Source organism: Halomonas sp. BC2 (genome assembly GCF_002078115.1).
GTDB lineage: Bacteria > Pseudomonadota > Gammaproteobacteria > Pseudomonadales > Halomonadaceae > Vreelandella > Vreelandella stevensii.
The window spans coordinates 49,769-75,170 of record NZ_LFGT01000025.1; the positions used below are offsets into that span (position 1 = coordinate 49,769).

The 25,402-nt window shown below is 60.9% G+C and carries 24 protein-coding genes and 1 pseudogene; 22 read left to right on the top strand and 3 right to left on the bottom strand.

Going from position 1 to position 25,402, the window contains the following annotated elements; genetic code table 11:
• Together B7L71_RS14645 and rimI are read left to right on the top strand one after the other, a co-directional pair.
• Positions 1-555: hypothetical protein (locus tag B7L71_RS14645; protein ID WP_081138841.1), on the top strand; the 555-nt coding region annotated here is incomplete at its 5' end.
• Positions 539-985: a ribosomal protein S18-alanine N-acetyltransferase gene (gene rimI, locus B7L71_RS14650; protein WP_081138842.1), complete on the top strand. Its 447-nt coding sequence runs from the start codon at positions 539-541 to the stop codon at positions 983-985. The genes B7L71_RS14645 and rimI, both read left to right, overlap by 17 nt.
• On the opposite strand, the gene B7L71_RS14655 is transcribed toward rimI, so the two are convergent.
• Together B7L71_RS14655 and rsmD are read right to left on the bottom strand one after the other, a co-directional pair.
• On the bottom strand, positions 982-1,176 hold the full coding sequence (locus B7L71_RS14655; protein ID WP_016916017.1) for a cell division protein ZapB: 195 nt from the start codon (positions 1,174-1,176) through the stop codon (positions 982-984). The two genes, rimI and B7L71_RS14655, sit on opposite strands and share 4 nt — an antisense overlap.
• A gap of 105 nt (positions 1,177-1,281) precedes the next feature.
• Positions 1,282-1,902, bottom strand: a complete 621-nt coding sequence (rsmD, locus tag B7L71_RS14660; RefSeq protein ID WP_170919515.1) for a 16S rRNA (guanine(966)-N(2))-methyltransferase RsmD — start codon at positions 1,900-1,902, stop codon at positions 1,282-1,284.
• A 90-nt stretch (positions 1,903-1,992) separates the two neighbouring features.
• On the opposite strand from rsmD, the gene ftsY reads away from it, so the two are divergent.
• The 19 genes and pseudogenes from ftsY to B7L71_RS14755 all read left to right on the top strand — a co-directional run bounded on the left by ftsY (position 1,993) and on the right by B7L71_RS14755 (position 21,376).
• The gene (ftsY, locus tag B7L71_RS14665; protein WP_081138878.1) at positions 1,993-3,324 is read left to right on the top strand and encodes a signal recognition particle-docking protein FtsY; all 1,332 of its coding nucleotides are present in this window, start codon (positions 1,993-1,995) and stop codon (positions 3,322-3,324) included.
• Entirely contained in the window at positions 3,321-3,989 is a 669-nt protein-coding gene (gene ftsE / locus B7L71_RS14670) for a cell division ATP-binding protein FtsE (protein WP_016916020.1), read from the top strand. Before ftsY ends, ftsE begins: the two co-directional genes overlap by 4 nt.
• Positions 3,986-5,044, top strand: a complete 1,059-nt coding sequence (gene ftsX, locus B7L71_RS14675; protein WP_081138844.1) for a permease-like cell division protein FtsX — start codon at positions 3,986-3,988, stop codon at positions 5,042-5,044. Before ftsE ends, ftsX begins: the two co-directional genes overlap by 4 nt.
• A gap of 206 nt (positions 5,045-5,250) precedes the next feature.
• Positions 5,251-6,120, top strand: a complete 870-nt coding sequence (gene rpoH / locus B7L71_RS14680; protein ID WP_039182315.1) for an RNA polymerase sigma factor RpoH — start codon at positions 5,251-5,253, stop codon at positions 6,118-6,120.
• 205 nt (positions 6,121-6,325) lie between these two features.
• Positions 6,326-7,036, top strand: coding sequence for a mobilization protein (locus tag B7L71_RS14685; protein ID WP_081138845.1), 711 nt, complete (start codon positions 6,326-6,328; stop codon positions 7,034-7,036).
• 233 nt (positions 7,037-7,269) lie between these two features.
• On the top strand, positions 7,270-7,536 hold the full coding sequence (gene rpsT / locus B7L71_RS14690) for a 30S ribosomal protein S20 (protein ID WP_016916025.1): 267 nt from the start codon (positions 7,270-7,272) through the stop codon (positions 7,534-7,536).
• 99 nt (positions 7,537-7,635) lie between these two features.
• Entirely contained in the window at positions 7,636-9,213 is a 1,578-nt protein-coding gene (gene murJ, locus B7L71_RS14695; protein ID WP_081138846.1) for a murein biosynthesis integral membrane protein MurJ, read from the top strand.
• Positions 9,214-9,332: 119 nt separating this feature from the next.
• Positions 9,333-10,370: a bifunctional riboflavin kinase/FAD synthetase gene (gene ribF / locus B7L71_RS14700; RefSeq protein WP_026001968.1), complete on the top strand. Its 1,038-nt coding sequence runs from the start codon at positions 9,333-9,335 to the stop codon at positions 10,368-10,370.
• 8 nt (positions 10,371-10,378) lie between these two features.
• A pseudogene (gene ileS / locus B7L71_RS14705) lies at positions 10,379-13,211 on the top strand (isoleucine--tRNA ligase).
• Entirely contained in the window at positions 13,204-13,740 is a 537-nt protein-coding gene (gene lspA / locus B7L71_RS14710) for a signal peptidase II (protein WP_016916030.1), read from the top strand. Before ileS ends, lspA begins: the two are co-directional and overlap by 8 nt.
• A 28-nt stretch (positions 13,741-13,768) precedes the next feature.
• Positions 13,769-14,212: an FKBP-type peptidyl-prolyl cis-trans isomerase gene (fkpB, locus tag B7L71_RS14715; RefSeq protein WP_081138848.1), complete on the top strand. Its 444-nt coding sequence runs from the start codon at positions 13,769-13,771 to the stop codon at positions 14,210-14,212.
• 36 nt (positions 14,213-14,248) lie between these two features.
• On the top strand, positions 14,249-15,229 hold the full coding sequence (gene ispH / locus B7L71_RS14720; RefSeq protein ID WP_016916032.1) for a 4-hydroxy-3-methylbut-2-enyl diphosphate reductase: 981 nt from the start codon (positions 14,249-14,251) through the stop codon (positions 15,227-15,229).
• Positions 15,230-15,334: 105 nt separating this feature from the next.
• Positions 15,335-15,733, top strand: a complete 399-nt coding sequence (locus B7L71_RS14725; RefSeq protein ID WP_269799722.1) for a type IV pilin protein — start codon at positions 15,335-15,337, stop codon at positions 15,731-15,733.
• Positions 15,702-16,139, top strand: coding sequence for a type IV pilus modification PilV family protein (locus B7L71_RS14730; protein ID WP_283160416.1), 438 nt, complete (start codon positions 15,702-15,704; stop codon positions 16,137-16,139). Before B7L71_RS14725 ends, B7L71_RS14730 begins: the two co-directional genes overlap by 32 nt.
• 17 nt (positions 16,140-16,156) lie before the next feature.
• Positions 16,157-16,624 carry a PilW family protein gene (locus B7L71_RS14735; RefSeq protein ID WP_081138852.1) on the top strand — a complete coding sequence of 156 codons (468 nt, stop codon included), beginning with the start codon at positions 16,157-16,159 and terminating at the stop codon, positions 16,622-16,624.
• Positions 16,625-16,642: 18 nt separating this feature from the next.
• Positions 16,643-17,098 (top strand): pilus assembly PilX family protein, encoded by a 456-nt coding sequence (locus tag B7L71_RS14740; protein ID WP_081138854.1) that lies wholly within the window; start codon positions 16,643-16,645, stop codon positions 17,096-17,098.
• A 49-nt stretch (positions 17,099-17,147) separates the two neighbouring features.
• Positions 17,148-18,170 (top strand): tryptophan--tRNA ligase, encoded by a 1,023-nt coding sequence (locus tag B7L71_RS14745; protein ID WP_081138856.1) that lies wholly within the window; start codon positions 17,148-17,150, stop codon positions 18,168-18,170.
• A 138-nt stretch (positions 18,171-18,308) separates the two neighbouring features.
• Positions 18,309-19,520 (top strand): YeeE/YedE family protein, encoded by a 1,212-nt coding sequence (locus tag B7L71_RS14750; RefSeq protein WP_081138857.1) that lies wholly within the window; start codon positions 18,309-18,311, stop codon positions 19,518-19,520.
• A gap of 176 nt (positions 19,521-19,696) precedes the next feature.
• The gene (locus B7L71_RS14755) at positions 19,697-21,376 is read left to right on the top strand and encodes an NAD-dependent malic enzyme (protein ID WP_081138858.1); all 1,680 of its coding nucleotides are present in this window, start codon (positions 19,697-19,699) and stop codon (positions 21,374-21,376) included.
• Positions 21,377-21,439: 63 nt separating this feature from the next.
• Here the strand turns inward: B7L71_RS14755 and acnA are convergent, their stop codons facing one another.
• Positions 21,440-24,187 (bottom strand): aconitate hydratase AcnA, encoded by a 2,748-nt coding sequence (acnA, locus tag B7L71_RS14760; protein ID WP_081138860.1) that lies wholly within the window; start codon positions 24,185-24,187, stop codon positions 21,440-21,442.
• Positions 24,188-24,441: 254 nt separating this feature from the next.
• Here acnA and trxB point away from each other — a divergent pair, with 254 nt between their 5' ends.
• Positions 24,442-25,392 carry a thioredoxin-disulfide reductase gene (trxB, locus tag B7L71_RS14765; protein WP_039182403.1) on the top strand — a complete coding sequence of 317 codons (951 nt, stop codon included), beginning with the start codon at positions 24,442-24,444 and terminating at the stop codon, positions 25,390-25,392.
• The last annotated feature ends 10 nt before the right edge of the window (positions 25,393-25,402 follow it).

Here is a 25,402-nt window from a genome sequence, read left to right on the forward strand (position 1 = left end):
CAACCTGTCGAAACGCCTGCGCCGCAAGCGTCAGACGATGCCGTACCCGAGACCCCCAAGGCAGTGGCCAAACCGCTGGAGTTCAGCCTGTCCTGCGTCTGTCTCGGTGGCCGCTGGCTCAGCCTGTGCGAAGGCGACATGTCGCCTCCCGAGCAGCAGCTGTTGGCCAATATGCTGCGTGCGGCAGGCCTTTTGAAAGGCGAGCTGCCTACGGTGGTCACTTTCAAATGGCCGCCGATGGCCACCGCATTTACCCCAGAGGACCCGTTGGAAGAAGCCCAGGAAGGTCTGGCTGCCTTCGTCTCCGGCGCGGCCAGCCGTCAGGGCTGGGCGTTGGAAAACGTGCTCTGGTGGGGCGCGAGCGATGCCGTCGAGGCATCGGCCATGGCGCAGGTGATGGCCCTGGCCGATGGGCGTAGCCGCAGCTTGTCCTTGCCGGTATGGGAGGCGCCAGGGTTGTCGGCACTGATGCAGCAGGCCGGAGCCAAACGTGCCCTGTGGCCACGGTTGGTGGCATTGGGGCAGCAGTGGAGCTCGCATGATCACTCGGCTTGACGGCCAGCACGCCGAAGGAGTGTGCTCGCTCGAAGCGCAGGCGCGCAGCGGAGCAAGTCGCGCTCAGTTGCTGGCAGCGCTGCAGGACGAACAAGCCTGGGTGGCAGGGTATTGGCAAGAGAGTGTTCTGCTGGGCTATGCGCTGCTGGTCAGGCTGCCCTTCGATGCCGAGTTGCAGGCCATTGGCGTAAGCCCTGAGGCACAGGGGCAAGGAGTGGGGAGGCAGTTGCTGGACGCCTGCGTGGCCGCGGCCACGCAGTGGTCATCCGAGCGGCTATTGCTGGAAGTGCGCGCTGGCAACCAGCGGGCCATAGCGCTTTATCGTCGGGCGGGGTTCGCACAGGATGGGTGCCGTAAAGGCTACTACCCGGCCGCTGAAGGGACGACCGGGCGAGAAGATGCGCTGCTGATGTCACGGGCGTTGCCTTAAGAGGCGCTGCCCCCTTCGATACCGTCGAACTTGCTCAGGACACCCTGCAGGCGACGCTCCCACTCTTCGCGCTCCTGCTTCAGCTGGCTGTTTTCATTGCGAAGCTCTTCGTTTTCCAACTTCATCATCTCCAACGCCTCGACGGTGTCGGTGACTTTCTGCTCCAACTGATTGAAAAGCTCCAGGCTCATGCCTACCTCCGGTGACGATCGGCAGGCAGCGGCCTGCCGACATGGGAATGAATAACGATGTCGATGCGCCGAGCGTAACGCTGCGGCGAGTCGTCGGCAAGCGCTTTACGCAGGCCCGCGACGATAGAGTCGGGCAACGCTTTCACCCGCTCGGGTTTCTCTATGTAATTGCCAGTTGGCCGGGACTTCCGGGGTCAGCGTGTGCTCGGTTTCGAGATAGATCATGGCATCGTTGGCCAGCCAGCCACCTGCCTCCAGCTGGGCGCAGCAAGGTGCTGCCAGCCCCTGATGGAAGGGGGGGTCGAGAAACACCAGCGCCATGGGGTCGCCGGGCTGGGCGAGAAATGCCTGCGCTTCCTGGGTCACCACGTGCCCCTTGAGTGTGCCCAGGGTGGCCAGATTGTCGCCGATGAGTGACGCCACCGCCGGGGTGCGTTCGACGAAGGTCACGGCAGCCGCCCCCCTGGAGAGCGCTTCGATACCCAGCGCACCGGTGCCTGCGAACAGATCGAGGGCGCGCTGGCCGTAAAGCGCCTGGCCCAGCCAGTTGAACAGGGTTTCACGCACCCGGTCCGGCGTGGGGCGCAGCCCCGGCTGGTCGAGTACCGGCAGCAAACGGCGGCGGTAGTCACCCCCAATGATGCGCAATTTTCCCGGTGGCCGAGTCGGGCCACGGGATGCAGAAGCGCCGCGAGGCGTTGAGCGAGAGGAGCGTTGTCGTTTCATGACGCGGATTGTAGCGGGCAACTTATCCAAAGTCTTGGCCTGCGGTGGTAGGATAATCGCAATGTTCACCTATTCAGTCGGATGACCCTTATGTTCGGTTTTTTCAAACGCAAGAAAAAGCACGACTCCCAGCAGGAGCCGCAGGAAAGTCAGGATCCGTCGCTAGGCGCTGAACCCCCCGTCAGCGAGCGTGACACACCGGCTCCCGCGGCGGAAGAGGCCGCGCCAGAGGCGCCTCGCGAAGACGCGCCCGCCAGCGCCAAGGCGCTGGATGAGCCGCTATCTCCGCCAGCCACCGAGGAAGAGGCGCCGCTACCCCAGGACGAAGAGCCGGTGCACAGTGAGCTTGTGGAACATACGTTGCCAGAGCCAGAGCCAGAGCCAGAGCCAGAGCCAGAGCCAGAGCCAGAGCCAGAGCCAGAGCCAGAGCCAGTCAAGCCCGCGCTGCAAGAGAAGCCGGTGGCCGAGCAGGGCGAGAAGAAGGGCTGGTTTGCACGCATCAAATCGGGGCTGGGCAAGACCCGCGCCAACCTGACCGATGGCTTGGCCGATCTGTTTCTGGGCAAGAAGCATATCGATGACGAGCTGCTGGAAGATCTGGAAACCCAGCTGTTGATGGCCGATGTGGGCATCGAAGCCACCAGCGAGATCATCGAGCGCCTGGAAGCGCGGGTGTCCCGCAAGGAACTGAACAACCCGGAGGCGCTGTATCGCGGCTTGCAGGAAGAGCTGGCCGCGCTGCTGGGACCGGTCTCCACGCCGCTGGATGTCCAGAGCGCCAATGGCGGGCCCTTCGTCATTCTGGTGGTGGGGGTCAATGGGGTGGGGAAAACCACCACCATCGGCAAGCTCACCCAGCGTTTTCAGCGCGAAGGCAAGAGTGTCATGCTGGCGGCGGGGGATACCTTCCGGGCGGCCGCCGTGGAGCAGTTGAAGGTCTGGGGTGAGCGCAACAGCGTTCCGGTGATTGCTCAGCACACCGGCGCGGACAGCGCATCGGTGATTTACGATGCGGTGGCGGCGGCCAAGGCTCGTGGGGTGGACGTGCTGATTGCCGACACGGCCGGGCGGCTGCATAACAAGAGCCACCTGATGGAAGAGCTCAAGAAGGTGCACCGTGTCATGCAGAAGCTGGATGACACCGCACCCCACGAGGTGATGCTGGTGCTGGATGCGGGCACGGGCCAGAACGCCATCTCCCAGGCCAGCACGTTCAATGAAGCGGTGCCGATCAGTGGCATCACGCTGACCAAGCTGGACGGTACCGCCAAGGGCGGCATCATCTTCGCGCTGGCCAAACAGCTGGAGACGCCCATCCGGTTCATTGGCGTGGGTGAAGGTCTGGACGACCTGCGCCCCTTCGATGCCCACGATTTCGTCAACGCACTGTTTGACCGCCAGGGAGACGATGGCCGCGCATGATTGCCTTCGAGCATGTGGGTAAGCGCTATGGAGGGCGCTTTGATGCGCTGGCGCACCTGAACTTCCGCGTGGCCAGAGGCGAAATGGTCTTTTTGACCGGCCACTCGGGGGCAGGCAAAAGTTCGCTGCTGCGGCTCATCATGCGTCTTGAAACTCCTAGCCGGGGCCGGGTGGTGGTGGCGGGGCACGATATTGCCCAGCTGCACCCCAGTCAGGTGCCGTTCTACCGCCGCCAGATTGGCGTGGTGTTTCAGGACCACCAGCTGCTGTTCGACCGCAGCGTGTTCCACAACGTGTCGCTGCCGCTGGAAATCCAGGGCGTCGAGCCACGAGAGGCCGCCCGGCGGGTGCGTGCCGCCCTCGACAAGGTAGGTCTCTTGCATCGCGAGAAAGCGCTGCCCATCGAACTTTCTGGTGGTGAGCAGCAGCGGGTGGGCATTGCGCGGGCAGTGGTCAACAAGCCAGCCTTGCTGCTGGCGGATGAGCCCACCGGTAACCTCGACCCACAGCTATCGGCGGATATCATGGGGCTCTTCGAGGATTTCAATCGGATTGGCACGACCATCATGATCGCCAGCCACGACCTGGCGCTGATTGCCCGGTTGCGTCACCGCATTCTGCGTTTGCAGGATGGTCGTCTGGTGGGTGACGAGGGAGCCTTATGAAGCGTTCGACACCCCGCCACCCTGCCACGCCGCGCCAGGGTGGCGCTGCCCCGCGAGCCAGACGCGCTGCACCCACCCCGTCTTCACCGAGCGAAGCGACAGCACGCAAGGGGGCGCGTTCGCAGCAGACACGTTTCAGCAGTCGCCTGCGTGCCTGGGGCAGGCACCATCGTGCCATGGCCATCGACAGCCTGTACCGGCTGGTGCGCCAGCCGCTGGGCAACCTGCTGACCATGCTGGCCATTGCGATTGCGCTGGTGCTCCCGGCCGCGCTCTGGCTGACACTGGACAGCGCTCGCCTGCTGAATACCGAGCTGGATGAAAGTGCGACGCTGACGGTCTACCTCGACGTTGCCGTGGACGAAGCGCAGGCGGCGCGCATAGAAGAGGCGGTCGTGGCAGATGAAGGCGTGGCGCAGACGCGCATGATCAGCCCGGAAGAGGGCATGGCCGAATTCCAGCAGTCGCTGGGTATCGATGACACTTTGGCGGGGCTGGATGACAACCCGTTGCCCACCAGCATCGTGATCGCACCGCAAAGCGTCGACCCCGATGCCATGGCGGAGCTGGCCCATCGGCTCGAAACCCTCACTGGCGTAGACGAAGTTCGTGTCGATCTGGCCTGGGTGGAGCGGTTGCGCCATTTAGCCGAGCTGGGACGCCGGGTGGCGCTGGCGCTGGGCGTTCTGTTCGGCTTTGGCGTCTTGCTGGTGGTGGGCAACACCATACGCCTGGCGGTGGAAAGTCGTCGCCGAGAGATCGAGGTGGTGATGCTCATGGGGGCCACCCATGCCTTTGTCAGGCGGCCATTTCTCTACAGTGGTGCCTGGTACGGCATTGGGGGAGGCGTGATTGCGCTCGGGTTGCTGGGGTTGGGGAATCACTGGTTATCGCTGCCGGTAGCGGCCCTGGCAGCCAGCTATGGCGCCAGCTTCACTTTGCCGCAGCTGGATGTGACGGGCTCTACAATTCTGCTATCTTGCAGTACACTATTGGGCTGGTTAGGGGCATGGTTGGCAGTGACTCGCCACCTTTCCAGCATCCGCCCGCGCTAGGTGTCACGGCGCTGGCGCAGAGCATTCACGGTCATGTCATCTCAGCTTAATCGGCCAGTGATAGGCTTGAAGAGTTTACTGCCGCTGATGCACTGGCCTTGTGAACCTTGGCGGTTGATCAGGGTCTTATCAGTCAATTCCAGATGCGCTGGCCTCGAATTGCCCGCGCGTCGACCACGAAAGGTTTTAAGGGAGACCGTTTGCACATGAGCACTAGTCTTCTACCGGTGGGACAGCTGTCACCAGGCAACGACCTGGGCGGCTACATTCAGGCGGTCAACGGCATTGCCGTCTTGAGCGTCGAAGAAGAGCGCGAGTTGGCGTTTCGCCTGTATGACGAAGGCGACCTGGAAGCGGCGCGTCGTCTGGTGCTGTCGCATCTGCGCTTCGTTGTCCACATCGCGCGCAGCTATTCGGGGTACGGCCTGCCCCAGGCCGACCTGATCCAGGAAGGAAACGTTGGCCTGATGAAGGCCGTCAAGCGCTTCGACCCTAACCAGGGCGTGCGCCTCGTGTCCTTTGCGGTGCATTGGATCAAGGCAGAAATCCACGAGTTCGTGCTGCGCAACTGGCGTATCGTCAAGATTGCTACCACCAAGGCACAGCGCAAACTGTTCTTCAATCTGCGCAGCGCCAAGAAGCGTCTGGCCTGGTTGAACAACGATGAAGTCAACGCCATCGCCAAGGACCTGGACGTCAAGCCGGAAATCGTGCGTGACATGGAAGGCCGTTTGTCGGCGTTCGACGCTGGCTACGACGCAGCGCCCGGCGATGACGACGAGAGCGCTTATCAGGCACCTGCCTACTTCCTCGACGACGCTTCGGCAGACCCGGCGACGCAGCTGGAAGATAGCGACTTCGAAGAGGATTCGACGCGCCGCCTTCAGCTGGCCTTGCAGGCACTGGATGACCGCTCTCGGGATATCCTCCAGCGCCGCTGGCTGACCGATGACAAAGCCACGTTACATGACTTGGCCGATGTCTACGGGGTGAGCGCCGAGCGTATTCGCCAGCTCGAAAAGAACGCCATGAAAAAGCTTCGTCAGAAAATGGGTGATACCGCTATCGCCGCATGATGAAAGGTGGTCGGGTGACGCTGCTGCCTAATGTCACTGTCCTATGCTGAAAAGCCCGAGCCCGAAAGGGGTCGGGCTTTTTGCCTGGTGCAGGTTGGCTTTACGGCAATGCCCGCGACTATTTCTGCGCCTTGTCTATTTTTCGCTCTGCCTTTCCTGCTAGATTTCCCTTTGGGCATTGGGCCCCGACGGCGGAGAGGCAAGGATGGGCAAGGTTCATTTCATTGGTGGTGAAAAGGGCGGTGTAGGCAAGTCAATGACGGCGCGGGTATTGGCGCAGTACTACATCGATCATCAGTGGCCCTTTCTGGGCTTTGACTGTGATGCCTCCCACGGGACGTTTTCACGCTTTTATCAGGACTACGCCTCTGCCGTCGTGGTGGGTGACGATGACAGCCTGGACGGCATGCTCTCTGCCGTGGAAGAGCACCCCGAGCGTGACCTGATCATCGACCTGGCGGCTCAGTCGGCGCAGCCGATCAATCGCTGGGTCGAGGAGACCGATGTCTTTGGCCTGCTCAATGAGCTGGGCATGCAAGTGGTCTGGTGGCATGTGATGGACGATGGCGCAGACTCGGTGACACTGCTGGAGCAGGTGCTGGACCGCTATCAGGGGCAGCCGGTCAGTCTCGTCGTGGTGCAGAACCTGGGACGCGGCGACAGCTTCGAGCGCTTCCAGCAGTCCAGGGTGTATCAGCAGGCCGTGGCACAAGAAGCCGCGGTGATCGAATTGCCACGGCTGCATACCAAGCTGACCCAAAAGATCGACTTCAACAACAGCAGTTTTTGGGCGGTGGCCAATGACCGCAGCCTGATGAACATCGCCGAACGCCAGCGCATGAAGGTGTGGTTGCGCAAGTCCTACGAGCAGCTCGAGAAGCTGAAGTCGCAGCTTGAAACCATTGACAACGGCTAGCAAGCACGCTTGACGCGTGATAGACTACGCCATCCTCTCAGACAAGACCCGTGAACGGGCAGCGAAATGACTGCTCGTTACACTATTTGGCAGAATTGAAAGTGCTGCCAAATCAATCGGTTGTTGTGGAAAGATCCGTACGGAAATGTCGTGCCAAGGCAATTGCCAGCCGACAGACACATAGTTAATCCGTTGCCGTTGATGGGCAACCTTTATTCTCCAAGGAGATACCTGTGGCGAACAGCAAGCAAGCACGCAAGCGCGCCCGCCAGGCCGAGACTCGTCGCGTCCTGAAATCCAGCCAGCGCAGCATGGTCCGCACTTACATCAAGCGCGTGATCAAGGCGATCAACACTGGCGATCATGGCAAGGCCATGGAAGAGTTCAAGGTCATGCAGCCGGTCGTTGACCGTATTGCTGACAAGGACGTGCTTTCCAAGAAGAAAGCAGCGCGCCTGAAAAGCCGCTTGAACAAGCGCATCAAGGCTCTGGCGGCGTAAGCCGGCAGTCGCCCTAAAAAACCGGCTGCGGCCGGTTTTTTTGTGTCCAAACGTTGCCCGTGCTGCTTGAGTCACCCTTTTTTCAGTATGGAACCAGTGATGAGTGCGAAGACACCGCCGCAAGCCAATATGTCGCCGCCGCGCCGAGGGCTGATGCGCTCTGGACTGGTGGTGAGCGCCATGACCATGATCTCGCGGGTCATGGGGCTGGTGCGCGATGTGGTGGTTGCCACCTTTCTGGGGGCGGGCAACGGGTCCGACGCCTTCTTCGTGGCGTTCAAGATTCCCAATTTCATGCGCCGCCTGTTCGCCGAAGGGGCCTTCAATCAGGCCTTCGTGCCGGTGTTGTCGGAGTACTCGACCCAGCGCAGCAAGCAGGAAATTCGTGAGCTGCTCAATGCGGTGGCGGGCAGCCTGACCGCCATCCTGGCGCTGATCACGGCGTTTGCCATGCTCGGTGCGCCCTGGCTGGTATGGCTGTTTGCGCCAGGCTTTGGGCGTGACCCCGACAAGCTGGCCATGACCGCCGACATGCTGCGCTTGACCTTTCCCTACCTGCTGCTGATTTCCTTGACGGCCTTTTCCGGCAGTGTTCTGAACACCTGGAACCGCTTTGCCGTTCCTGCGTTTACGCCAGTGTTGCTCAATCTGTCGTTGATCGGGGCGGCGCTGTTTTTAATGCCTCTAATGGAAGAGCCTGCCATGGCGCTGGCCTGGGGGGTGCTGATTGCCGGTGCTGCCCAGCTCGCCTTTCAGGTGCCGTTTTTGCTGCGCCTGGGGCTATTGCCAACGCCATGGCCCAACTTCGCCCATGATGGGGTCAAGCGTATTCTCAAGCTGATGGCTCCGGCGCTGTTTGGCGTATCGGTGTCGCAGATCAACCTGTTGCTGGACACGGTGTTGGCGTCGCTGCTGGTGGCCGGTAGCGTCTCCTGGCTCTACTACTCGGACCGTTTGGTGGAGCTGCCGCTGGGCGTGTTTGGTGTGGCGATTGGTACCATTATCCTGCCCGCACTTTCCAAGCGCCACGCAGAGCAGTCCAGCGAGCATTTCGCTGCCATGCTGGACTGGGCCATTCGCGTGGTGCTGTTGCTGGGCGTGCCTGCTGCACTGGCGCTGGCGGTGCTGGCCGAGCCTTTCCTGATCACGCTGTTCCACTATGGAGCGATGACCGAGCTAGACATTCAGATGGCGGCCATGAGTCTGCGCGCCTATGCGTTCGGTCTGGTAGCCTTCATGCTGATCAAGGTGCTGGCCCCGGGCTTCTTTGCCCGCCAGGACACCAAAACCCCCGTGAAGGTCGGGATTGTCGCCATGGTCGCCAATATGCTGCTCAATTTGCTGCTGATCTGGCCGCTGGCGCACGCAGGGCTGGCGCTGGCCACGGCGCTGTCGGCGTTCCTGAACGCGGGGTTGCTGGGCTACCTGTTGTATCGTCAGGGCGTGCTGGTGTTTCAGCCCGGCTGGGGTCGTTACGCGGTGCAGCTGGGAGGAGGCAGCCTGCTGATGGGGGCGGCGCTCTATTTTGTGTCGCCCCACTGGCAGGTGTGGCTGGAGTTCGACATGTGGCAGCGGATTCGCTGGGTGTCCGGACTGGTCGTGCTTGGCGGTGGACTTTACTTCCTGTGGCTGACGGCGCTGGGGCTGCGCCCACGGCATTTCAGGATGAATAGCTAACGGCTGCGGCAGGGCGCTTTTGGCAGGGGCGTTGGGCAAGATGGCCCGATGGCAATCTTGACCTGCACCAGGCCAGCACGTTCGTTATAATCAAACGCTTTCAAGACGGCAGAGGTGCCATGCACGTCATTCGAGGTCTGCACAATCTGACACCCTCTCAGCGTGGCTGCGTGGCGACCATCGGTAATTTTGATGGCGTGCATCGCGGCCATCAGGCGATCCTGCAGCAGTGCCGAGAGCACGCGGCCCGCCTGGGAGTGCCCTTGACCGTGGTGGTCTTCGAGCCGCAGCCACGGGAGTTCTTTGCGGGTGACCAGGCGCCGCCTCGTCTGACGCGGCTGCGGGAAAAAGTGCGCTTGCTGCACGACCACGGTGCGGAACAGGTGCTTTGCCTGCCGTTCAACGACGCCTTGCGCAGCCTGACCGGCCGCCAGTTCATCGACCAGGTGTTGATCCAGGGGTTGAACGTCCGCCATCTGGTGGTAGGGGATGACTTCCGTTTTGGCTGTGATCGCCAGGGCGATTTCGAGCTGCTGGAAGCCGTGGGCAGTCACCATGGGTTTGGCGTCGAAAATACCCACACCTTCACGGTGGCAGGGGAGCGTGTATCGAGCACCCGGGTGCGTACCTTGCTGGCCAGCGGCAATTTCGAGGTGGCGGCGCGCCTGCTGGGCAGGGCCTATTCGCTGCATGGCCGCGTGGTGCGCGATCAGCAGTTGGGGCGCACCATCGGTGTGCCCACGGCCAATTTGCCGCTACTGCCCCAGCCGCTGACGCTGCGCGGCGTGTTTGCCGTGGTGGCCGAGCTGCCGAACGGTGCTCGCCTGCCCGCCGTGGCCAACGTCGGTTTTCGGCCCACCGTGGGGGCCAAACGGCCCACCCTCGAAGTGCATCTGCTGGACTTTTCCGGCGACCTGTATGGTCAGCGGCTGACGGTTTACCCTTGCGCACGGTTGCGCGGGGAAGTGAAGTTCGACGATTTCGACGCGCTGAAGGCGCAGATTCAACACGACCAGGCCAGGGCGCGCCGCTATTTTGCGGCGGCTGAGGCTGGCGTAGCACGTACTCTTCCGCTGGCCTCGGCCCCGCTTGGGCGTGAGACCGCTTCTTCTGATTTCACTTCGGCGGATAACGACGCCGATGCTAACGACGGCTGACCGGAACTATGGATTACAAGCACACGCTAAACCTGCCAGAAACCGACTTTCCCATGCGCGGCATGCTGCCGAAGCAGGAGCCAGGGCGCGTTTCCCAGTGGCAGGACATGAACCTGTACCAGCGCCTGCGCGAAGCCCGTGCGGGGGCACCGCTGTTCGTCCTGCACGATGGCCCTCCCTATGCCAACGGCAGCATCCATATCGGTCACGCCGTCAACAAGATTCTCAAGGACATCATCGTCAAGTCCAAGAACCTGGCGGGCTTCGATGCACCCTACGTGCCGGGTTGGGACTGCCACGGCCTGCCTATCGAGCACAAGGTCGAGACCACCCATGGCAAGCACCTTCCGGCCGATAAAGCCCGTGAGCTGTGCCGTGAGTACGCCGGTGCCCAGATCGAAACCCAGCTGGTGGATTTCGTGCGCCTGGGGATCATCGGGGACTGGGATCACCCCTACCGCTCCATGGATTACGCCAACGAGGCGGGCGAGATCCGCGCCCTGGCCGATATGGTCGAAGCGGGCTACGTCTTCAAAGGGCTTAAACCGGTGAACTGGTGCTTCGACTGTGGTTCGGCGCTGGCCGAGGCGGAAGTCGAGTACGCTGATAAAAAATCTGACGCCATCGACGTGGCCTTCCCCGTGGAAGATGCCGACAAGCTGGCAGCGGCGTTCGGTCTGAGCGAGCTGGCCAAGCCTGCGGCGGTGGTGATCTGGACCACCACGCCCTGGACCATTCCCGCCAACCAGGCGCTGAACGTTCACCCCGACTTCACCTACGCGCTGGTGGATACCGGCGAGCGGTTGCTGCTGCTGGCCGAAGAGCTGGTCGAGAGCTGCCTGGAGCGTTTTGGCTTGCAAGGTGGCGTGGTGGCGACGACTCAGGGCAAACACCTGGATCTGATCAATTTCCGCCATCCGTTCTACGACCGCCTCTCGCCGGTCTATCTGGCGGACTATGTGGAGTCCGAGGTCGGCAGCACCGGTATTGTTCACTCGGCCCCCTCCTACGGGGTAGACGACTTCAACACCTGCCGCGCTTACGGCATGAGCTTTGACGACATGCTTAACCCGGTGCAGGGTAACGGTGTCTATATCGACGACCTGCCTTTCTTTGGCGGTCAGATGATCTGGAAAGCCAACCCGAACATCATCGACAAGCTGCGTGACGTGAACGCGCTGATGGCCCATACGCCGATCACGCACAGCTATATGCACTGCTGGCGCCACAAGACGCCGGTCATCTATCGTGCCACGGCCCAGTGGTTCGTCGGCATGGATATCAAAGGCAAGGATGGCAAGACCCTGCGCGAACGGGCGCTGGCCGGTATCGAAGCCACCGAGTTCACCCCTGCCTGGGGGCAGGCGCGCCTGCACAGCATGATTGCCAACCGCCCGGATTGGTGTATCTCCCGTCAGCGTAACTGGGGCGTGCCGATTCCGTTCTTCCTGCATAAGCAAACCGGTGAGCTGCACCCGAACACCGTGTCGCTGATGGAAGAAGCCGCCAAGCGCGTGGAGCAAGAGGGCATTGAGGCGTGGTTCAAGCTGGAACCCTCCGAGCTGCTGGGCGCGGAAGCCGCCGACTACGAAAAAGTCACCGACACGCTGGACGTGTGGTTCGACTCGGGCACCACCCACCGCCACGTGCTGCGCGGCTCGCACCCCCATGGCCATGAGAGTGGCCCCCCGGGCAGACCTTTACCTGGAAGGCTCGGACCAGCACCGGGGCTGGTTCCACTCCTCGCTGCTGACCGGCGCGGCCATCGATGGGCATGCGCCTTACCGGCAGCTGCTGACCCACGGCTTCACCGTCGATGCCCAGGGGCGCAAGATGTCCAAGTCCATCGGTAACGTGGTGGCCCCGCAAAGCGTGATGGACAAGCTGGGGGCGGACATTCTGCGCTTGTGGGTCGCCTCGACGGACTACTCCGGCGAGATGGCCGTCTCCGACGAAATTCTCAAGCGTACGGCCGACGTCTATCGCCGTATTCGCAACACGGCCCGCTTCCTGTTGTCCAACCTGAGCGGTTTTGACCCTGCTCGGGATCAGGTGGCGTTCGGCGATATGCTGGCGCTGGACCAGTGGGTAGTGGACCGTGCGGCTCAGCTGCAGGGCCGTATCGAAAAAGCGTATGAAGAGTACCGCTTCCTGGATGTCTACCAGCAGGTGCACGGTTTCTGCGCACGGGAGCTGGGTGGTTTCTACCTGGATGTCATCAAGGACCGCCAGTACACCACGCAAACCGACTCGCTGGCCCGTCGCAGTGCGCAAACCGCGCTGTATCACGTGGTGGAAGCGTTGAGCCGCTGGGTGGCCCCGATTCTGTCGTTCACCGCCGAAGAGATTTTCGAGCATATCCCCGGCCAGCGTGGCGACAGCGTGCTGCTGGAGACCTACTACACAGGCCTCTCCACGTTGGACGAGGGCGCCGAGATGGGCCGGGCGTTCTGGGAGCAGGTGCTGGAAGTGAAGCACTCGGTGAACAAGTGCCTGGAAGATGCCCGTAACGCCAAAGTGATCAAGGGCAGCCTGGCGGCGGAAGTCACGCTTTACGTGAACGATGAACTGCACACGGCGCTGGCCAAGCTGGGCGACGAGCTGCGTTTTGTGATGCTCACCAGTGAAGTGCATCTGGCACCGCTGGCCGATGCGGCCGGTGCCGAAAGTACCGAGCTTGAGGGGTTGAAGGTAGCCGTCAACGCCAGTGAGCATGCCAAGTGCGAGCGCTGCTGGCACCACCGCGCCGATGTGGGCAGTTTTGCCGCCCATCCGGACCTGTGTGGCCGCTGTGTGAGCAACTTGCCCGAAGGCAGTGGAGAGGTTCGTTACTATGCCTAACACCGTGAGCGGCACGGAAGCCTCGACCCACCAGCGTCCGCCCATGCGGCGGCCGCTGCGCTGGCTATGGCTGGCGGTGGCGGTGATCGTGCTGGATTTGCTGACCAAATACGCCGCCAGCCATTTTTTGAGTTATGCACAGCCGGTTGAAGTGCTGCCGTTTTTCAACCTGACCCTGCTGCACAATACCGGCGCGGCCTTCAGCTTCCTGGCTGACCATCCTGGCTGGCAGCGCTGGTTCTTTGCCACGGTGGCCATTGGCGCCAGCATCGGGCTGACCGTGTGGCTCTCCAGGGTACGGGCAGACGAAAAGCTGCTGGCCATCGCGCTGCCGTTGATCATCGGTGGTGCGCTGGGCAACCTGTATGATCGGCTGATTCACGGCTATGTCGTGGACTTTCTCTCATTCCACGTGGCGGGCTGGTACTACCCGGCTTTCAACGTGGCCGATATTGGTATTACGCTGGGTGCCGTGGGGCTTATCTGGGAGTCGTTCATGGGCGATCGACGCCGTAAAAAAATGGCCTGAACGCCCCCGCGCCTACCTGTGAGGAACTATGGACTACCTAATTGACGATGGCATGGAAATCACCCTCCACTTCACGTTGAAGCTGGAGGACGGCACGGTGGTGGATTCCACCAAAGAGAAAGCGGCTGCCACGTTTCAATATGGCGATGGCAACTTGCCGCCGGGTTTCGAGCACCCCATCAAGGGCATGGCTGCTGGCCAGAGCGGGTCATTCCAGATTACTCCGGAGCATGCCTTCGGTCAGCATAATCCGCAGAATATCCAGACCTTGAAGCGAGCCGATTTTGGTGACGACGAGCCCGAAGTGGGTATGGTCATGTCGTTTGCCGACAAGGCGGGAACGGAACTGCCGGGCGTGGTCAAAACAGTAGAAGGTGACCGCGTGGAGGTCGATTTCAACCACCCGCTGGCAGGGCGCACGCTGACGTTCGAGGTCGAAGTGCTCAACGTCACGCCGATCACCAAACACTAATTTCCCGAGCGATGCAGGTTGCATCAAGGCGCATTTATGCAGTCATCAGAGTCATCTCAGCCCATTCAGATCAAGTTGGCTAACCCGCGCGGATTCTGCGCCGGGGTCGACCGTGCGATCGATATCGTCAATCGCGCGCTGGATGTCTTCGGCCCGCCGATTTATGTGCGCCATGAAGTTGTGCACAACCGCTTCGTGGTGGAAACGCTGCGCGAGCGCGGGGCCGTCTTCGTCGAAGAACTCCATGAAGTGCCCGACGATGTGATCGTCATCTTCTCGGCCCACGGCGTTTCCCGAGCGGTTCAGCAGGATGCCGAACAGCGTGGTCTGAAAGTCTTCGATGCCACTTGTCCGCTGGTCACCAAGGTGCACATGGAAGTGCTGCGCTATGCCAAACGCGGCCAGGAGTGCATTCTCATCGGGCATGAAGGCCACCCCGAAGTCGAAGGCACCATGGGGCGCTACGACACTTCCCATGGGGGCAAGATCTATCTGGTGGAAGACGAACAGGACGTTGCCAATCTGGTCGTCAACGACCCTGCGGCGCTGGCGTTCGTCACCCAGACCACGCTCTCCATGGACGACACGGCCAAAGTGATCGACGCGCTGCGTGAGAAGTTTCCCGAGATCCAGGGGCCGCGCAAGGACGATATCTGCTACGCCACTCAAAACCGCCAGGATGCCGTGCGCGAGCTGGCAGCGGACAGCGACCTGGTGCTGGTCGTGGGCAGCCCCAACAGCTCGAACTCCAACCGCCTGCGGGAGCTTTCCGAGCGCATGGGGACCCCCGCCTATCTGATCGACAATGCCGAGCAGATCGAGGCTGCCTGGCTCGAAGGCGTCAAGCGCATTGGTGTCACTGCTGGTGCCAGCGCCCCGGAAGTGCTGGTGAAAGGCGTCATCGACCAGTTACAGACACTAGGCGCAGAAGCCCCCGTGGAGCTGCAGGGGCGTGAGGAGAACATCACCTTCTCCATGCCCAAAGAGCTACGCGAGCGTGTGATCGTTAGTGAATAGTCAACAGTGAGACAGCGTTAACACCTGAGCTGTTCATGGAGGTGCAAAGCGTATCGGTTTGGGACATACTCGAAGTATGGTTCAGTTGATACGGGAGCACCGCGCGTGCCAGATCGCTCTATCCCCCCTGTGGGTGGCAACTTTCCCCCACAGGGGTTTACTCTCATCGAGCTACTGATCACCGTCGCGATCATCGGTATCATCGTCGGTATCGCCTACCCCAGCTATAACCGCTATGTCGAGCGTTCCCTGCGCACCGATGCGCATGCGGGCCTGCTTCAGGCCGCCTCCGAGATGGAGCGCTGCTATTCACGTCAATACTCCTACAATGGCTGTACCGTCACGGCCACCTCGCCCGATGGTAACTACGCCATTACGGTCGCCAATGGTGGTGACGAAGACGGTGGTTTCCTGCTAACGGCTTCCAGTGAGCGAGACGATGGCTGCGAACAAGACTTGCAGTACAACGCCCGTGGCGAAAGGCTGCCAGCTGCCTGCTGGTAAGCACCGGCAGCAAGGCGGCTTCTCCTTGGTCGAGGCACTCGTGGCGCTGGTGGTGCTGTCACTTGGCCTGATCAGTATTGCTGCCATGCAGCTGAAAGCCTTGCAGGCCGTGCAGCGCGGCTATCAGCAAACGCTGGTGAGCGTAGCGGCGCTGGATGCCCAGGAGCGAGTCTGGGCGGCAACGCGTCATGCCGAGGGCTGTCAGGATATCCCGCTTGCTGAGATCGAGCGTGCCTGGCACACGGCCTGGTTCGCTGCTTCAGGTGGGCCGCTTATCCGCCATGCCAGGGCGACTGATAGCACCATTACTCGGCAAGATTGCCTGTTCGAGGTGACGGTCGGGCTGGACAGCGCGTTGGACGCAAGCGCCCAGTCGCTTGTTTATCCTTTTCAACTCCCTCTTTAAAGAGTGTGGCGGCGCCTATGGAGAGGCAAAACGGCTTCACCCTGACCGAGATGATGGTGGCCATGGTGGTGGGCGTCATCATCGTGATAGGGGCAGGGCAGCTCTTCTTGAGTACTCTGCACACATTTCGGCAGACTGAAAGTCTCGGGCGCCAGCAGGAGGCGCTGATTTTCTCCGTTGCCCACATTACGGCCACGTTACAGCGCCACGGGGCATACGACGCTACGGGAGAGCCGTACTACCGGTTACAGTGCGTCCCGTCAGCCAGTGAGTGTCGCTGCACACTACAGGATATGTCGCGAGCGCAGCCGCTGGTGACCTTCCAGGCTGCAGAGGGGGGCTCCTGTGCACGCGATGAACCCGTCGGCACCGTCGTTGGACAGGCGCCTGACGTGTATCAAGTAGTGTTGCCGTTAGGACCCAGTGGTCAAGCAGTCACTTTTCATGTGACCCATCGTGAAGCGTTATTCCATCCGGATGAATAGCCTGGGGGGCTCGAGCAGATGAGCACTCAGCGAGGCGCTGCGCTGGTCATTGTCATGGTGCTGCTGGCCAGTGCTCTGGTCACGGCGATGATGGGCATGCAGTCCGCCCTGGTGGACGAGCGGCTCGCGGGCAATTTCCGTGCTTCCCTGCAGGCTCAAATGAACTCAGGGAGTGCGGCGGCACACGCATTGTGGCGATTCGACGAGCTATCGTGGGAAGGCGCGCCGCAGATAGAAGTTCCCGCCACGGTGCGCTTCGAAGACTATCTTGGTCATCCCCATGCCCAGCGCGTGTCCCAGGATTGCCCATCCCAGGGCTGCCTGTTCGTGCCGGTGGTGTTTCAAGGCGAATCATGGGTCATGGCGTTGGGGGCCGTGCTGTCTGAACGTGATGGCATCGTGGCCCAGAGTGAGCCCGTCTTCGTGCGGCTGGAGCTGCATGAGGATGGACAGGCAGTCGTGGTTTGGAAATAGGCGTACAATAGCGTATCGTTTTTCACCTTTATTCAGTTGGATCCAGATCATGAGTCAGATAGCCAAAACCCGCGTGCTGACCGGAATTACCACGACGGGGACGCCTCACCTCGGCAATTACGTCGGGGCCATCAAGCCTGCCATCGAGGCAAGCCAGGACCCTAACGTGCAGTCGTTCTACTTCCTGGCCGACTTTCACGCCCTGATCAAGTGTCAGGATCCCAAGCGTGTTCAGGCATCGCGCATGGAGATCGCCGCTACCTGGCTGGCGTTGGGTCTGGATACCGATAACGCCATCTTCTATCGCCAGTCGGATATCAGCGAAATTCCCGAGCTGATGTGGATGCTGTCGTGCGTCTGTGCCAAGGGCCTGATGAACCGAGCCCATGCCTACAAGGCCGCCGTGGCCGAGAACGAAGAGGCAGGCGACCAGGATCCGGACAAGGGCATTACCATGGGGCTGTTTAGCTACCCGGTACTGATGGCCGCCGATATCCTGATGTTCAATGCCCATAAAGTGCCGGTCGGGCGCGATCAGATCCAGCATATCGAGATGGCACGTGATATCGCTGGGCGCTTCAACCATCTGTTCAAAGGGCAGTACTTTGCTCAGCCGGAAGCCGTGGTCAACGAAAAGGCAGAGGTGCTGAAAGGCCTGGACGGTCGCAAGATGTCCAAAAGCTACAACAACACCATTCCGCTTTTTGTCAGCGAGAAAAAGCTGCAAAAGCTGGTGCGTAAGATCAAGACCAACTCTTTGGAACCTGGTGAGCCCAAAGACCCCGACACGTGTACGCTGTTCCAGATCTATGCCGCGTTTGCCAGCGATGCCGAAACCGCCACCATGCGTCAACAATATGAGGAAGGTATTGGCTGGGGAGAGGCCAAGGATCAGGTCTTCGAATACCTCAATGCCCATCTCAGCGCGCCGCGTGAACGCTATAATGCCTTGATGGAAGACCCAGCCCATATCGAAGCCATATTGCAGAAAGGCGCTGAGCGTGCCCGTGTCGAGGCATCCATTACCATGGATAAGCTGCGTTCGGTGGTTGGGCTGGGGCGTTTTGTTTAATTATTCACTTTTGGAATATTAACCTTTCAATAAAGAATTTCCGGCGTTTACGCCTCGCCGTTAGGCTTATAACTATTGTCCAACTTAGCCAAGCGCCTTGCTGTTGCAGGCGCTTTTGGCGTTGCTAACAGGTGAATTATGGCGACTACCTCAATGGTGGCTTCGAGCTCGTACCGCGTGCCCCTTCTGGCCGTGGCAGCGATTGTGCTGGGGGCGCTCGTGATTGGCGTCATCTTTGGCGCCAATATCGGGCTGCTGATGATCGTGGGTGGCCTGCTGGGTATGGTGCTCTATCATGCAGCGTTTGGCTTTACGGCGGCCTGGCGGGTGTTCATTACCGAGCGTCGTGGGCGTGGCTTGCGGGCGCAAATGATCATGCTGGCGATTGCCGTAGTGTTGTTTTTCCCGGCGCTGGGGGCGGGGTCGCTGTTTGGTACGCCGGTGAGTGGCTTCGTCTCGCCGATCGGCATTTCGGTGCTGTTCGGTGCGTTCATCTTCGGTATCGGCATGCAGCTGGGGGGCGGCTGTGCCTCGGGCACGCTGTTTACTGCTGGCGGTGGTAATGCCCGTATGCTGATTACCCTGGTGTTCTTTATCGTGGGCTCGGTCATTGGCTCCGCGCATTTCACCTGGTGGCAAAGTTTGCCCGCCTTCCAGCCGGTGTCGTTGGTCAATGTGGCTGGTGTGGGTGGCGGCATCGGCATCAGCCTGGTGCTGTTCGCTGCCATTGCCGCCTTTACGGTGATCATGGAGAAGCGCCGTCATGGCCAGCTGGAGCAGGTGCCCACGGTCGATAAGCCCGGCGTGGAGCGCTGGCTCACGGGCCCCTGGCCGCTGGTGGCGGGGGCCGTGGCCCTTGCGCTGCTCAACTTTGCCACTTTGGCATTGGCGGGTCGCCCCTGGGGCATTACCTCGGCCTTTGCGCTGTGGGGCGCCAAGGCGTATGAGCTGGTGGGCGGCGATGTGAGCCAGTGGGGTTATTGGCAAGCACCGGGTAACGCGGCCGCGCTGGAAGCCAGCGTATGGAGCGATATCACGACGGTCATGAACGTGGGTATCATGCTGGGGGCACTGGCTGCCGCCCATCTGGCCGGGCGTTTCGCACCGAATTTCCGTATTCCGCTGCGCTCGGTGTTGGCCGCTGTGATTGGTGGCCTACTGCTGGGGTATGGTGCGCGTTTGGCGTTTGGTTGCAATATCGGTGCTTACTTCAGCGGCATTGCGTCGGGTAGCCTGCATGGCTGGGTCTGGATGGCAGCAGCATTTGCGGGCAACATGATCGGCGTGAAACTGCGGCCGTTTTTCTTTGCCGGGGAAGAGGGGCGTCGTCCCACGGCCAAGAGCTGCTGATCGATAGCGTTTTGGTGTACTCGATGAACACCTCGGCCATGGCCGGGGTGTTTTTTTATGGCCATTGCTGGCGCTGCTTCTACCTTTGTCGCACGACCATGTTACATTACGCACAAACGTCGCCAACGCCCAGCGTTGCTGCATTGCAATAGCAATTGACATAAAAAGAGAGTGCCATGTCTACGAAGAGTAAGCGCCCCCTGTACATTCCTTACGCCGGTCCTTCGCTGCTTGAAATGCCGCTATTGAACAAAGGCAGTGCGTTTACTCAAGAGGAGCGATTGGCGTTCAACCTGATCGGCCTGCTCCCGCAAAAAGTCGAAACCATCGACGACCAGCTCGAACGTGTCTATCGCCAGTACCAGCAGTGCCATAGTGACCTGGAGCGCCATATTCATCTGCGCGCCATTCAGGACGATAACGAAACGCTCTATTTCCGTCTGGTGTCCGAGCATCTGGAAGAGATGCTGCCGATCATCTACACCCCTACCGTGGGGCAGGCGTGCCAGGAGTTTTCCAATATCTATCGTAACCACCGGGGCTTGTTCATCAGCTATCCGGACCGCGAACATATGGACGACATCCTGCGTAGTGCCACCAAGGACAACGTGAAGGTCATTGTGGTAACCGACGGCGAGCGTATTCTTGGCTTGGGTGACCAAGGTATCGGCGGCATGGGTATTCCTATCGGTAAGCTGGCGCTGTACACCGCTTGTGGCGGCATCAGCCCTGCCTACACGCTGCCGATCATGATCGACGTGGGCACCAATAACCAGGCGCTGCTGGATGACCCGATGTACATGGGGTGGCGTCACGAGCGAGTCAGCCAGGAAGAGTACGATGCCTTCATGGCCGAGTTCATTTGCGCCGTGAAGCGTCGCTGGCCGAATGTGCTGCTGCAGTTCGAGGATTTTGCCCAGGCCAACGCCGTGCCATTGCTGGAGCGCTACCGCAACGAACTGTGCTGCTTCAACGATGACGTGCAGGGAACGGCCTCTGTAGTGGTGGGTACGCTGATGGCTGCCTGTCAGGCGCGGGGCGAAACCATTGCGCAGCAGCGGGTGGTGTTCGTGGGCGGTGGTTCGGCGGGGTGCGGTATCGCCGAACAGGTAGTGGTCTCCATGGAGGCCGAAGGTTTGACCGAAGCAGAGGCGCGAGCGCGCATCTTCATCGTCGATCGGGATGGCTTGATGACCACCGACCAGACCTGGCAGCGTGATTTCCAGCGTCGTCTGGCCCATGATCCTGCGCTGGTAGCCAACTGGAACGGTCAGGGGCTGGAAGAGACCATCGCCCAGATCAAACCCACCATCCTGATTGGGGTCTGTGGCCAGCGGGGCATCTTTACCGAACAGGTCGTGCGTACCATGCATGCAGGCTGTGAACACCCGGTCATCATGCCGCTCTCCAACCCCACCTCCCAGGCAGAAGCCGTGCCTGAGGACGTGATTCGCTGGACCGACGGCCAGGCCTTGGTAGCCACGGGTAGCCCCTTTGCGCCGGTGGTCTACAACGGGCGGACCTACCCCATTGCCCAGTGCAACAACGCTTATATTTTCCCCGGTATTGGCCTGGGGGTGATTGCCGCCGACGCCCACCGCGTGACCGACGAGATGCTAATGAGCGCCTCGCGTGCTCTGGCCCGTGAAGCACCGCTGGTCAGGGAGGGGCAGGGTGCGCTGCTGCCACCGCTGTCGCGCATTCGTGAAATCAGTAAGTCGATTGCTTTCGAAGTGGCTGCCCAGGCGCAGCAAAACGGCGTGGCGCTGAAAACCAGCGGCTCGGAGCTGCGTGAGCGTATCGAAAAGTCCTGCTGGTCGCCGGAGTATCGCTTCTACCGTCGCCGCGCTTTCTAAGGCGCGGTGCAAAAAAAGCCCCCACCAAGGTGGGGGCGATGCAAGCATTGGAAGTTTTTACCGTTAGGCTGCGCCGATCATTTTGCGCAGCACGTAGTGAAGGATACCACCGTGGCGGTAGTAAGCCAGCTCATTGGCGGTATCAATTCTGCATTTGGCATCAATGGTACGCTCCTGGTCGCCCTGTTTGATGACCACTTTGACCGTGCCGCCTGGGCTCAAGTCGTTTAATCCCGCAATTGAAATCTCTTCGTCACCGGTGAGCCCAAGGCTCGTGCGGCTCTCGCCTTCGGGGAACTGCAGCGGTACGACGCCCATGCCAATCAGGTTGGAACGGTGGATCCGCTCGTAGGATTCGGCAATCACCGCCCGTACGCCCAGCAGTCGGGTTCCCTTGGCTGCCCAGTCGCGGGAAGAACCGGTGCCGTACTCCTTGCCTGCCACCACCACCAGCGGCGTGCCTTCTTCCTTGTACTTCATGGCGGCGTCATAGATCGACATCTGCTCACCACTGGGCACATGGCGCGTTTCACCCCCGACCACGCCGTCCAGCATTTCGTTCTTGATCCGCACGTTGGCAAAAGTGCCGCGCATCATGACTTCATGGTTGCCTCGGCGTGAGCCGTAGGAGTTGAAGTCCACGGGCTTGACGCCGTGCTCCTGCAGGTAGCGGCCAGCAGGGCTGTCGGGCTTGATGGAGCCTGCGGGGGAAATATGGTCGGTGGTGACGGAGTCACCCAGTATCGCCAGTACCCGAGCACTCTGGATATCTTCGATGGCATCGGGCTCGCGCTGCATGCCTTCGAAGAAGGGTGGGTGCTGGATGTAGGTGGAGGAGGGCCACTCGTAGACGTTGCTTTCCGGCACCTTGATCGACTGCCACGTTTCGTCGCCTTCGAAAACGGCGCCGTACTCCTTGCGGAACATCTCGGTGTTGACCTTCTGTACGGCGTTGGCGATATCTGCCTGCGAGGGCCAGATGTCTTTCAGGTACACCGGATTGCCATCGCTGTCTTCCCCGAGGGGGTCGGTGGACAGGTTGCATTGAACGTTGCCCGCCAGTGCATAGGCCACCACCAGCGGCGGTGAGGCCAGCCAGTTGGTTTTGACCAGCGGATGCACGCGGCCTTCGAAGTTGCGGTTACCCGACAGCACGGAGGCAACGGCAAGGTCCCCCTGTTGAATGGCTTTTTCGATGGCGTCGGGCAGCGGACCGGAGTTGCCGATACAGGTGGTGCAGCCATAGCCCACCAGGTTGAAGCCCAGCGCATCCAGGTCATCGTTCAGTTCGGCAGCGGCCAGGTAGTCGGTGACCACCTTGGAGCCAGGCGCCAGGGACGTCTTGACCCAGGGTTTGGTGGCCAGCCCCTTCTGACGCGCGTTACGTGCCAACAGGCCCGCCGCCATCATGACGCTGGGGTTGGAGGTATTGGTGCAAGAAGTGATGGCCGCGATGACCACGGCGCCGGGGTCCAGGTTGAAATCCTGCTCACCCATCTTGACCGCTTGGCTATCGTTATGCTGAAACGAGCGTTCGAAGCTCCGGTCGATGCCGACGGCGGTCTGGCCGCCTTCCGAGGAAAGCTTGCCCGTTTCCGTAGAAGGGTAGGACTTGCCATCTTCCTCCATGACGCTGGCGAACGCCTTGGGCATGTTCTTGAGAGAGACGCGATCCTGCGGGCGTTTGGGGCCTGCCAGGCTGGCTTCCACGCTGCTCATGTCGAGGCTGAGGGTATCGGTGAAGATGGGCTCGTCACCGGGCTCACGCCAGAGCCCCTGGGCCTTGCTGTACGCTTCGACCAGCGCGACCAGCTCGTCTTCACGGCCGGTCAGGCGCAGGTAATTGAGGGTTTCATCGTCCACCGGGAAGAAGCCGCAGGTGGCGCCATACTCGGGGGCCATGTTGGCAATGGTGGCGCGGTCCGCCAGCGGCAGGTCTTTCAGGCCATCTCCGTAGAACTCGACGAACTTGCCGACCACGCCCTTCTTGCGCAGCATCTCGGTGACCGTGAGGACCAGGTCGGTGGCCGTAATGCCTTCCTGCAGTTTGCCGGTCAGTTTGAAGCCGATAACCTCGGGAATCAGCATCGATACCGGTTGGCCCAGCATGGCCGCCTCGGCCTCGATGCCGCCTACCCCCCAGCCCAGCACACCCAGGCCGTTGATCATGGTGGTATGGGAGTCGGTGCCTACCAGCGTGTCCGGGTAGGCGAAGGTCTTGCCGTCTTCTTGTTTGGTCCAGACGGTGCGGCCTAGGTACTCCAGGTTGACCTGGTGGCAAATGCCGGTGCCGGGCGGCACGACACTGAAGTTGTCGAACGCTTTCTGGCCCCAGCGCAGGAACTCGTAACGCTCGCCGTTACGCTGCATTTCGATATCCACGTTCTCCTGAAAGGCCGTGGGGTTGCCAAACTTGTCGACCATGACCGAGTGGTCGATGACCAGATCGACCGGAGAGAGCGGGTTGATGCGGGCGGGGTCTTCGCCCAGGGACTCGACCGCTGCGCGCATGGAGGCGAGATCCACGACCCCCGGTACGCCGGTGAAGTCCTGCATCAGAACGCGGGCAGGGCGGTAACCTATTTCGCGGCTGGACCGCCCCTCGTTTTGCCAGTCGACCAAGGCTTGCATGTCGGCCTGTTCGACGCTCTCGTCGTCAGCGAAGCGCAGCTGGTTTTCGAGCAGAATCTTGAGCGTCTTGGGCAGCCGGTCGATGTTGCCCAGCGTTTCGGCTGCTTTGGGCAAGCTGTAGTAGTGATACTCCTGGCTTCCTGCCGTCAAGGTATGAAGCGTGCTGGGTATCTTGCTCATTCCATTCTCCTCTCGATCGCTTATGGGTATCGCAACGGTCACTGTGTTCCAGAATAACGCTGATCAACAGTATGGCTCATGTAGGGCACATGGGTGTGGCGGGGTCGCCTTTCAAGCCATCTTGGCCTAATAGCGTAGACCAACCCTTGTAATTACTTGTACTCGACGCCATTTCAGGCAGACTCTTCTGCGAATGTCGGCCCTGCAACGAATGTCGACGACGAACTCTGCTCAATTGTCACAAAGGTGGTGTCATGGAAACGCGTCATGAACGTTTGATCATTCTAGGCTCTGGCCCGGCGGGGTACACGGCAGCGGTTTATGCCGCTCGGGCAAACCTGAAGCCGCTGCTGATTACCGGCATGCAGGCGGGTGGCCAATTGACCACGACGACCGATGTGGACAACTGGCCTGGCGATGCCGAGGGCGTACAAGGGCCTGAGTTGATGGAACGCATGAAGCAGCATGCCGAACGTTTCAACACCGAAGTGCTGTTCGATCATATCCACGAGGTGAGCCTGGGCGAGAAGCCCTTCACCTTGAAGGGCGATAGCGGCGTCTATACCTGCGACGCCCTGATCGTGGCTACCGGCGCCAGCGCTCGCTATCTGGGGTTGCCGTCAGAGCAGCAGTTCATGGGTCAGGGGGTCTCTGCCTGTGCTACCTGCGACGGTTTCTTCTACCGCAATCAGGAAGTGATCGTGGTCGGCGGTGGCAACACGGCGGTCGAAGAAGCGCTCTACCTGTCGAACATTGCCTCCAAGGTCACGTTGGTGCATCGCCGCGATACGCTTCGCGCCGAAAAGATCCTGCAAGACAAGCTGTTCGAGAAGGCGGAGGCAGGCAAGATCGCCTTGGAGTGGTTTTACGAGGTGGAAGAAGTGCTGGGCGACAACACCGGTGTCACCGGCGTGCGGGTGAAGTCGACGCAGGACGGCAGCACCAAGGAGATCCACGCGCCTGGGCTGTTCATCGCCATCGGCCACAGCCCCAATACGGGTATCTTCGAAGGCCAGCTGGAAATGAACGGTGGCTACATCAAGGTACAGTCCGGCAGCGAGGGTAACGCCACGGCCACCAGCGTGCCAGGCGTGTTTGCCTGTGGCGACGTCATGGACCATATCTATCGCCAGGCCATCACCTCGGCGGGCAGTGGCTGCATGGCAGCACTGGATGCCGAGCGTTACCTGGACGGTATTGCCTGAAGCGGCCATG

Bases quoted from the DNA above. Each gene is read 5' to 3' on its own strand.
- ftsY (WP_081138878.1), top strand. From the start codon at position 1,993: ATGTTCGGTTTTTTCAAACGCAAGAAAAAGCACGACTCCCAGCAGGAG.
- B7L71_RS14735 (WP_081138852.1), top strand. From the start codon at position 16,157: ATGGAGAGGCAAAACGGCTTCACCCTGACCGAGATGATGGTGGCCATG.
- B7L71_RS14750 (WP_081138857.1), top strand. From the start codon at position 18,309: ATGGCGACTACCTCAATGGTGGCTTCGAGCTCGTACCGCGTGCCCCTT.
- B7L71_RS14755 (WP_081138858.1), top strand. From the start codon at position 19,697: ATGTCTACGAAGAGTAAGCGCCCCCTGTACATTCCTTACGCCGGTCCT.
- murJ (WP_081138846.1), top strand. From the start codon at position 7,636: ATGAGTGCGAAGACACCGCCGCAAGCCAATATGTCGCCGCCGCGCCGA.
- trxB (WP_039182403.1), top strand. From the start codon at position 24,442: ATGGAAACGCGTCATGAACGTTTGATCATTCTAGGCTCTGGCCCGGCG.
- ispH (WP_016916032.1), top strand. From the start codon at position 14,249: ATGCAGTCATCAGAGTCATCTCAGCCCATTCAGATCAAGTTGGCTAAC.
- ftsX (WP_081138844.1), top strand. From the start codon at position 3,986: ATGAAGCGTTCGACACCCCGCCACCCTGCCACGCCGCGCCAGGGTGGC.
- B7L71_RS14740 (WP_081138854.1), top strand. From the start codon at position 16,643: ATGAGCACTCAGCGAGGCGCTGCGCTGGTCATTGTCATGGTGCTGCTG.
- B7L71_RS14685 (WP_081138845.1), top strand. From the start codon at position 6,326: ATGGGCAAGGTTCATTTCATTGGTGGTGAAAAGGGCGGTGTAGGCAAG.
- ftsE (WP_016916020.1), top strand. From the start codon at position 3,321: ATGATTGCCTTCGAGCATGTGGGTAAGCGCTATGGAGGGCGCTTTGAT.
- lspA (WP_016916030.1), top strand. From the start codon at position 13,204: ATGCCTAACACCGTGAGCGGCACGGAAGCCTCGACCCACCAGCGTCCG.
- ribF (WP_026001968.1), top strand. From the start codon at position 9,333: ATGCACGTCATTCGAGGTCTGCACAATCTGACACCCTCTCAGCGTGGC.
- B7L71_RS14655 (WP_016916017.1), bottom strand. From the start codon at position 1,176: ATGAGCCTGGAGCTTTTCAATCAGTTGGAGCAGAAAGTCACCGACACC.
- B7L71_RS14745 (WP_081138856.1), top strand. From the start codon at position 17,148: ATGAGTCAGATAGCCAAAACCCGCGTGCTGACCGGAATTACCACGACG.
- rpoH (WP_039182315.1), top strand. From the start codon at position 5,251: ATGAGCACTAGTCTTCTACCGGTGGGACAGCTGTCACCAGGCAACGAC.
- rimI (WP_081138842.1), top strand. From the start codon at position 539: ATGATCACTCGGCTTGACGGCCAGCACGCCGAAGGAGTGTGCTCGCTC.
- rsmD (WP_170919515.1), bottom strand. From the start codon at position 1,902: ATGAAACGACAACGCTCCTCTCGCTCAACGCCTCGCGGCGCTTCTGCA.
- fkpB (WP_081138848.1), top strand. From the start codon at position 13,769: ATGGACTACCTAATTGACGATGGCATGGAAATCACCCTCCACTTCACG.
- acnA (WP_081138860.1), bottom strand. From the start codon at position 24,187: ATGAGCAAGATACCCAGCACGCTTCATACCTTGACGGCAGGAAGCCAG.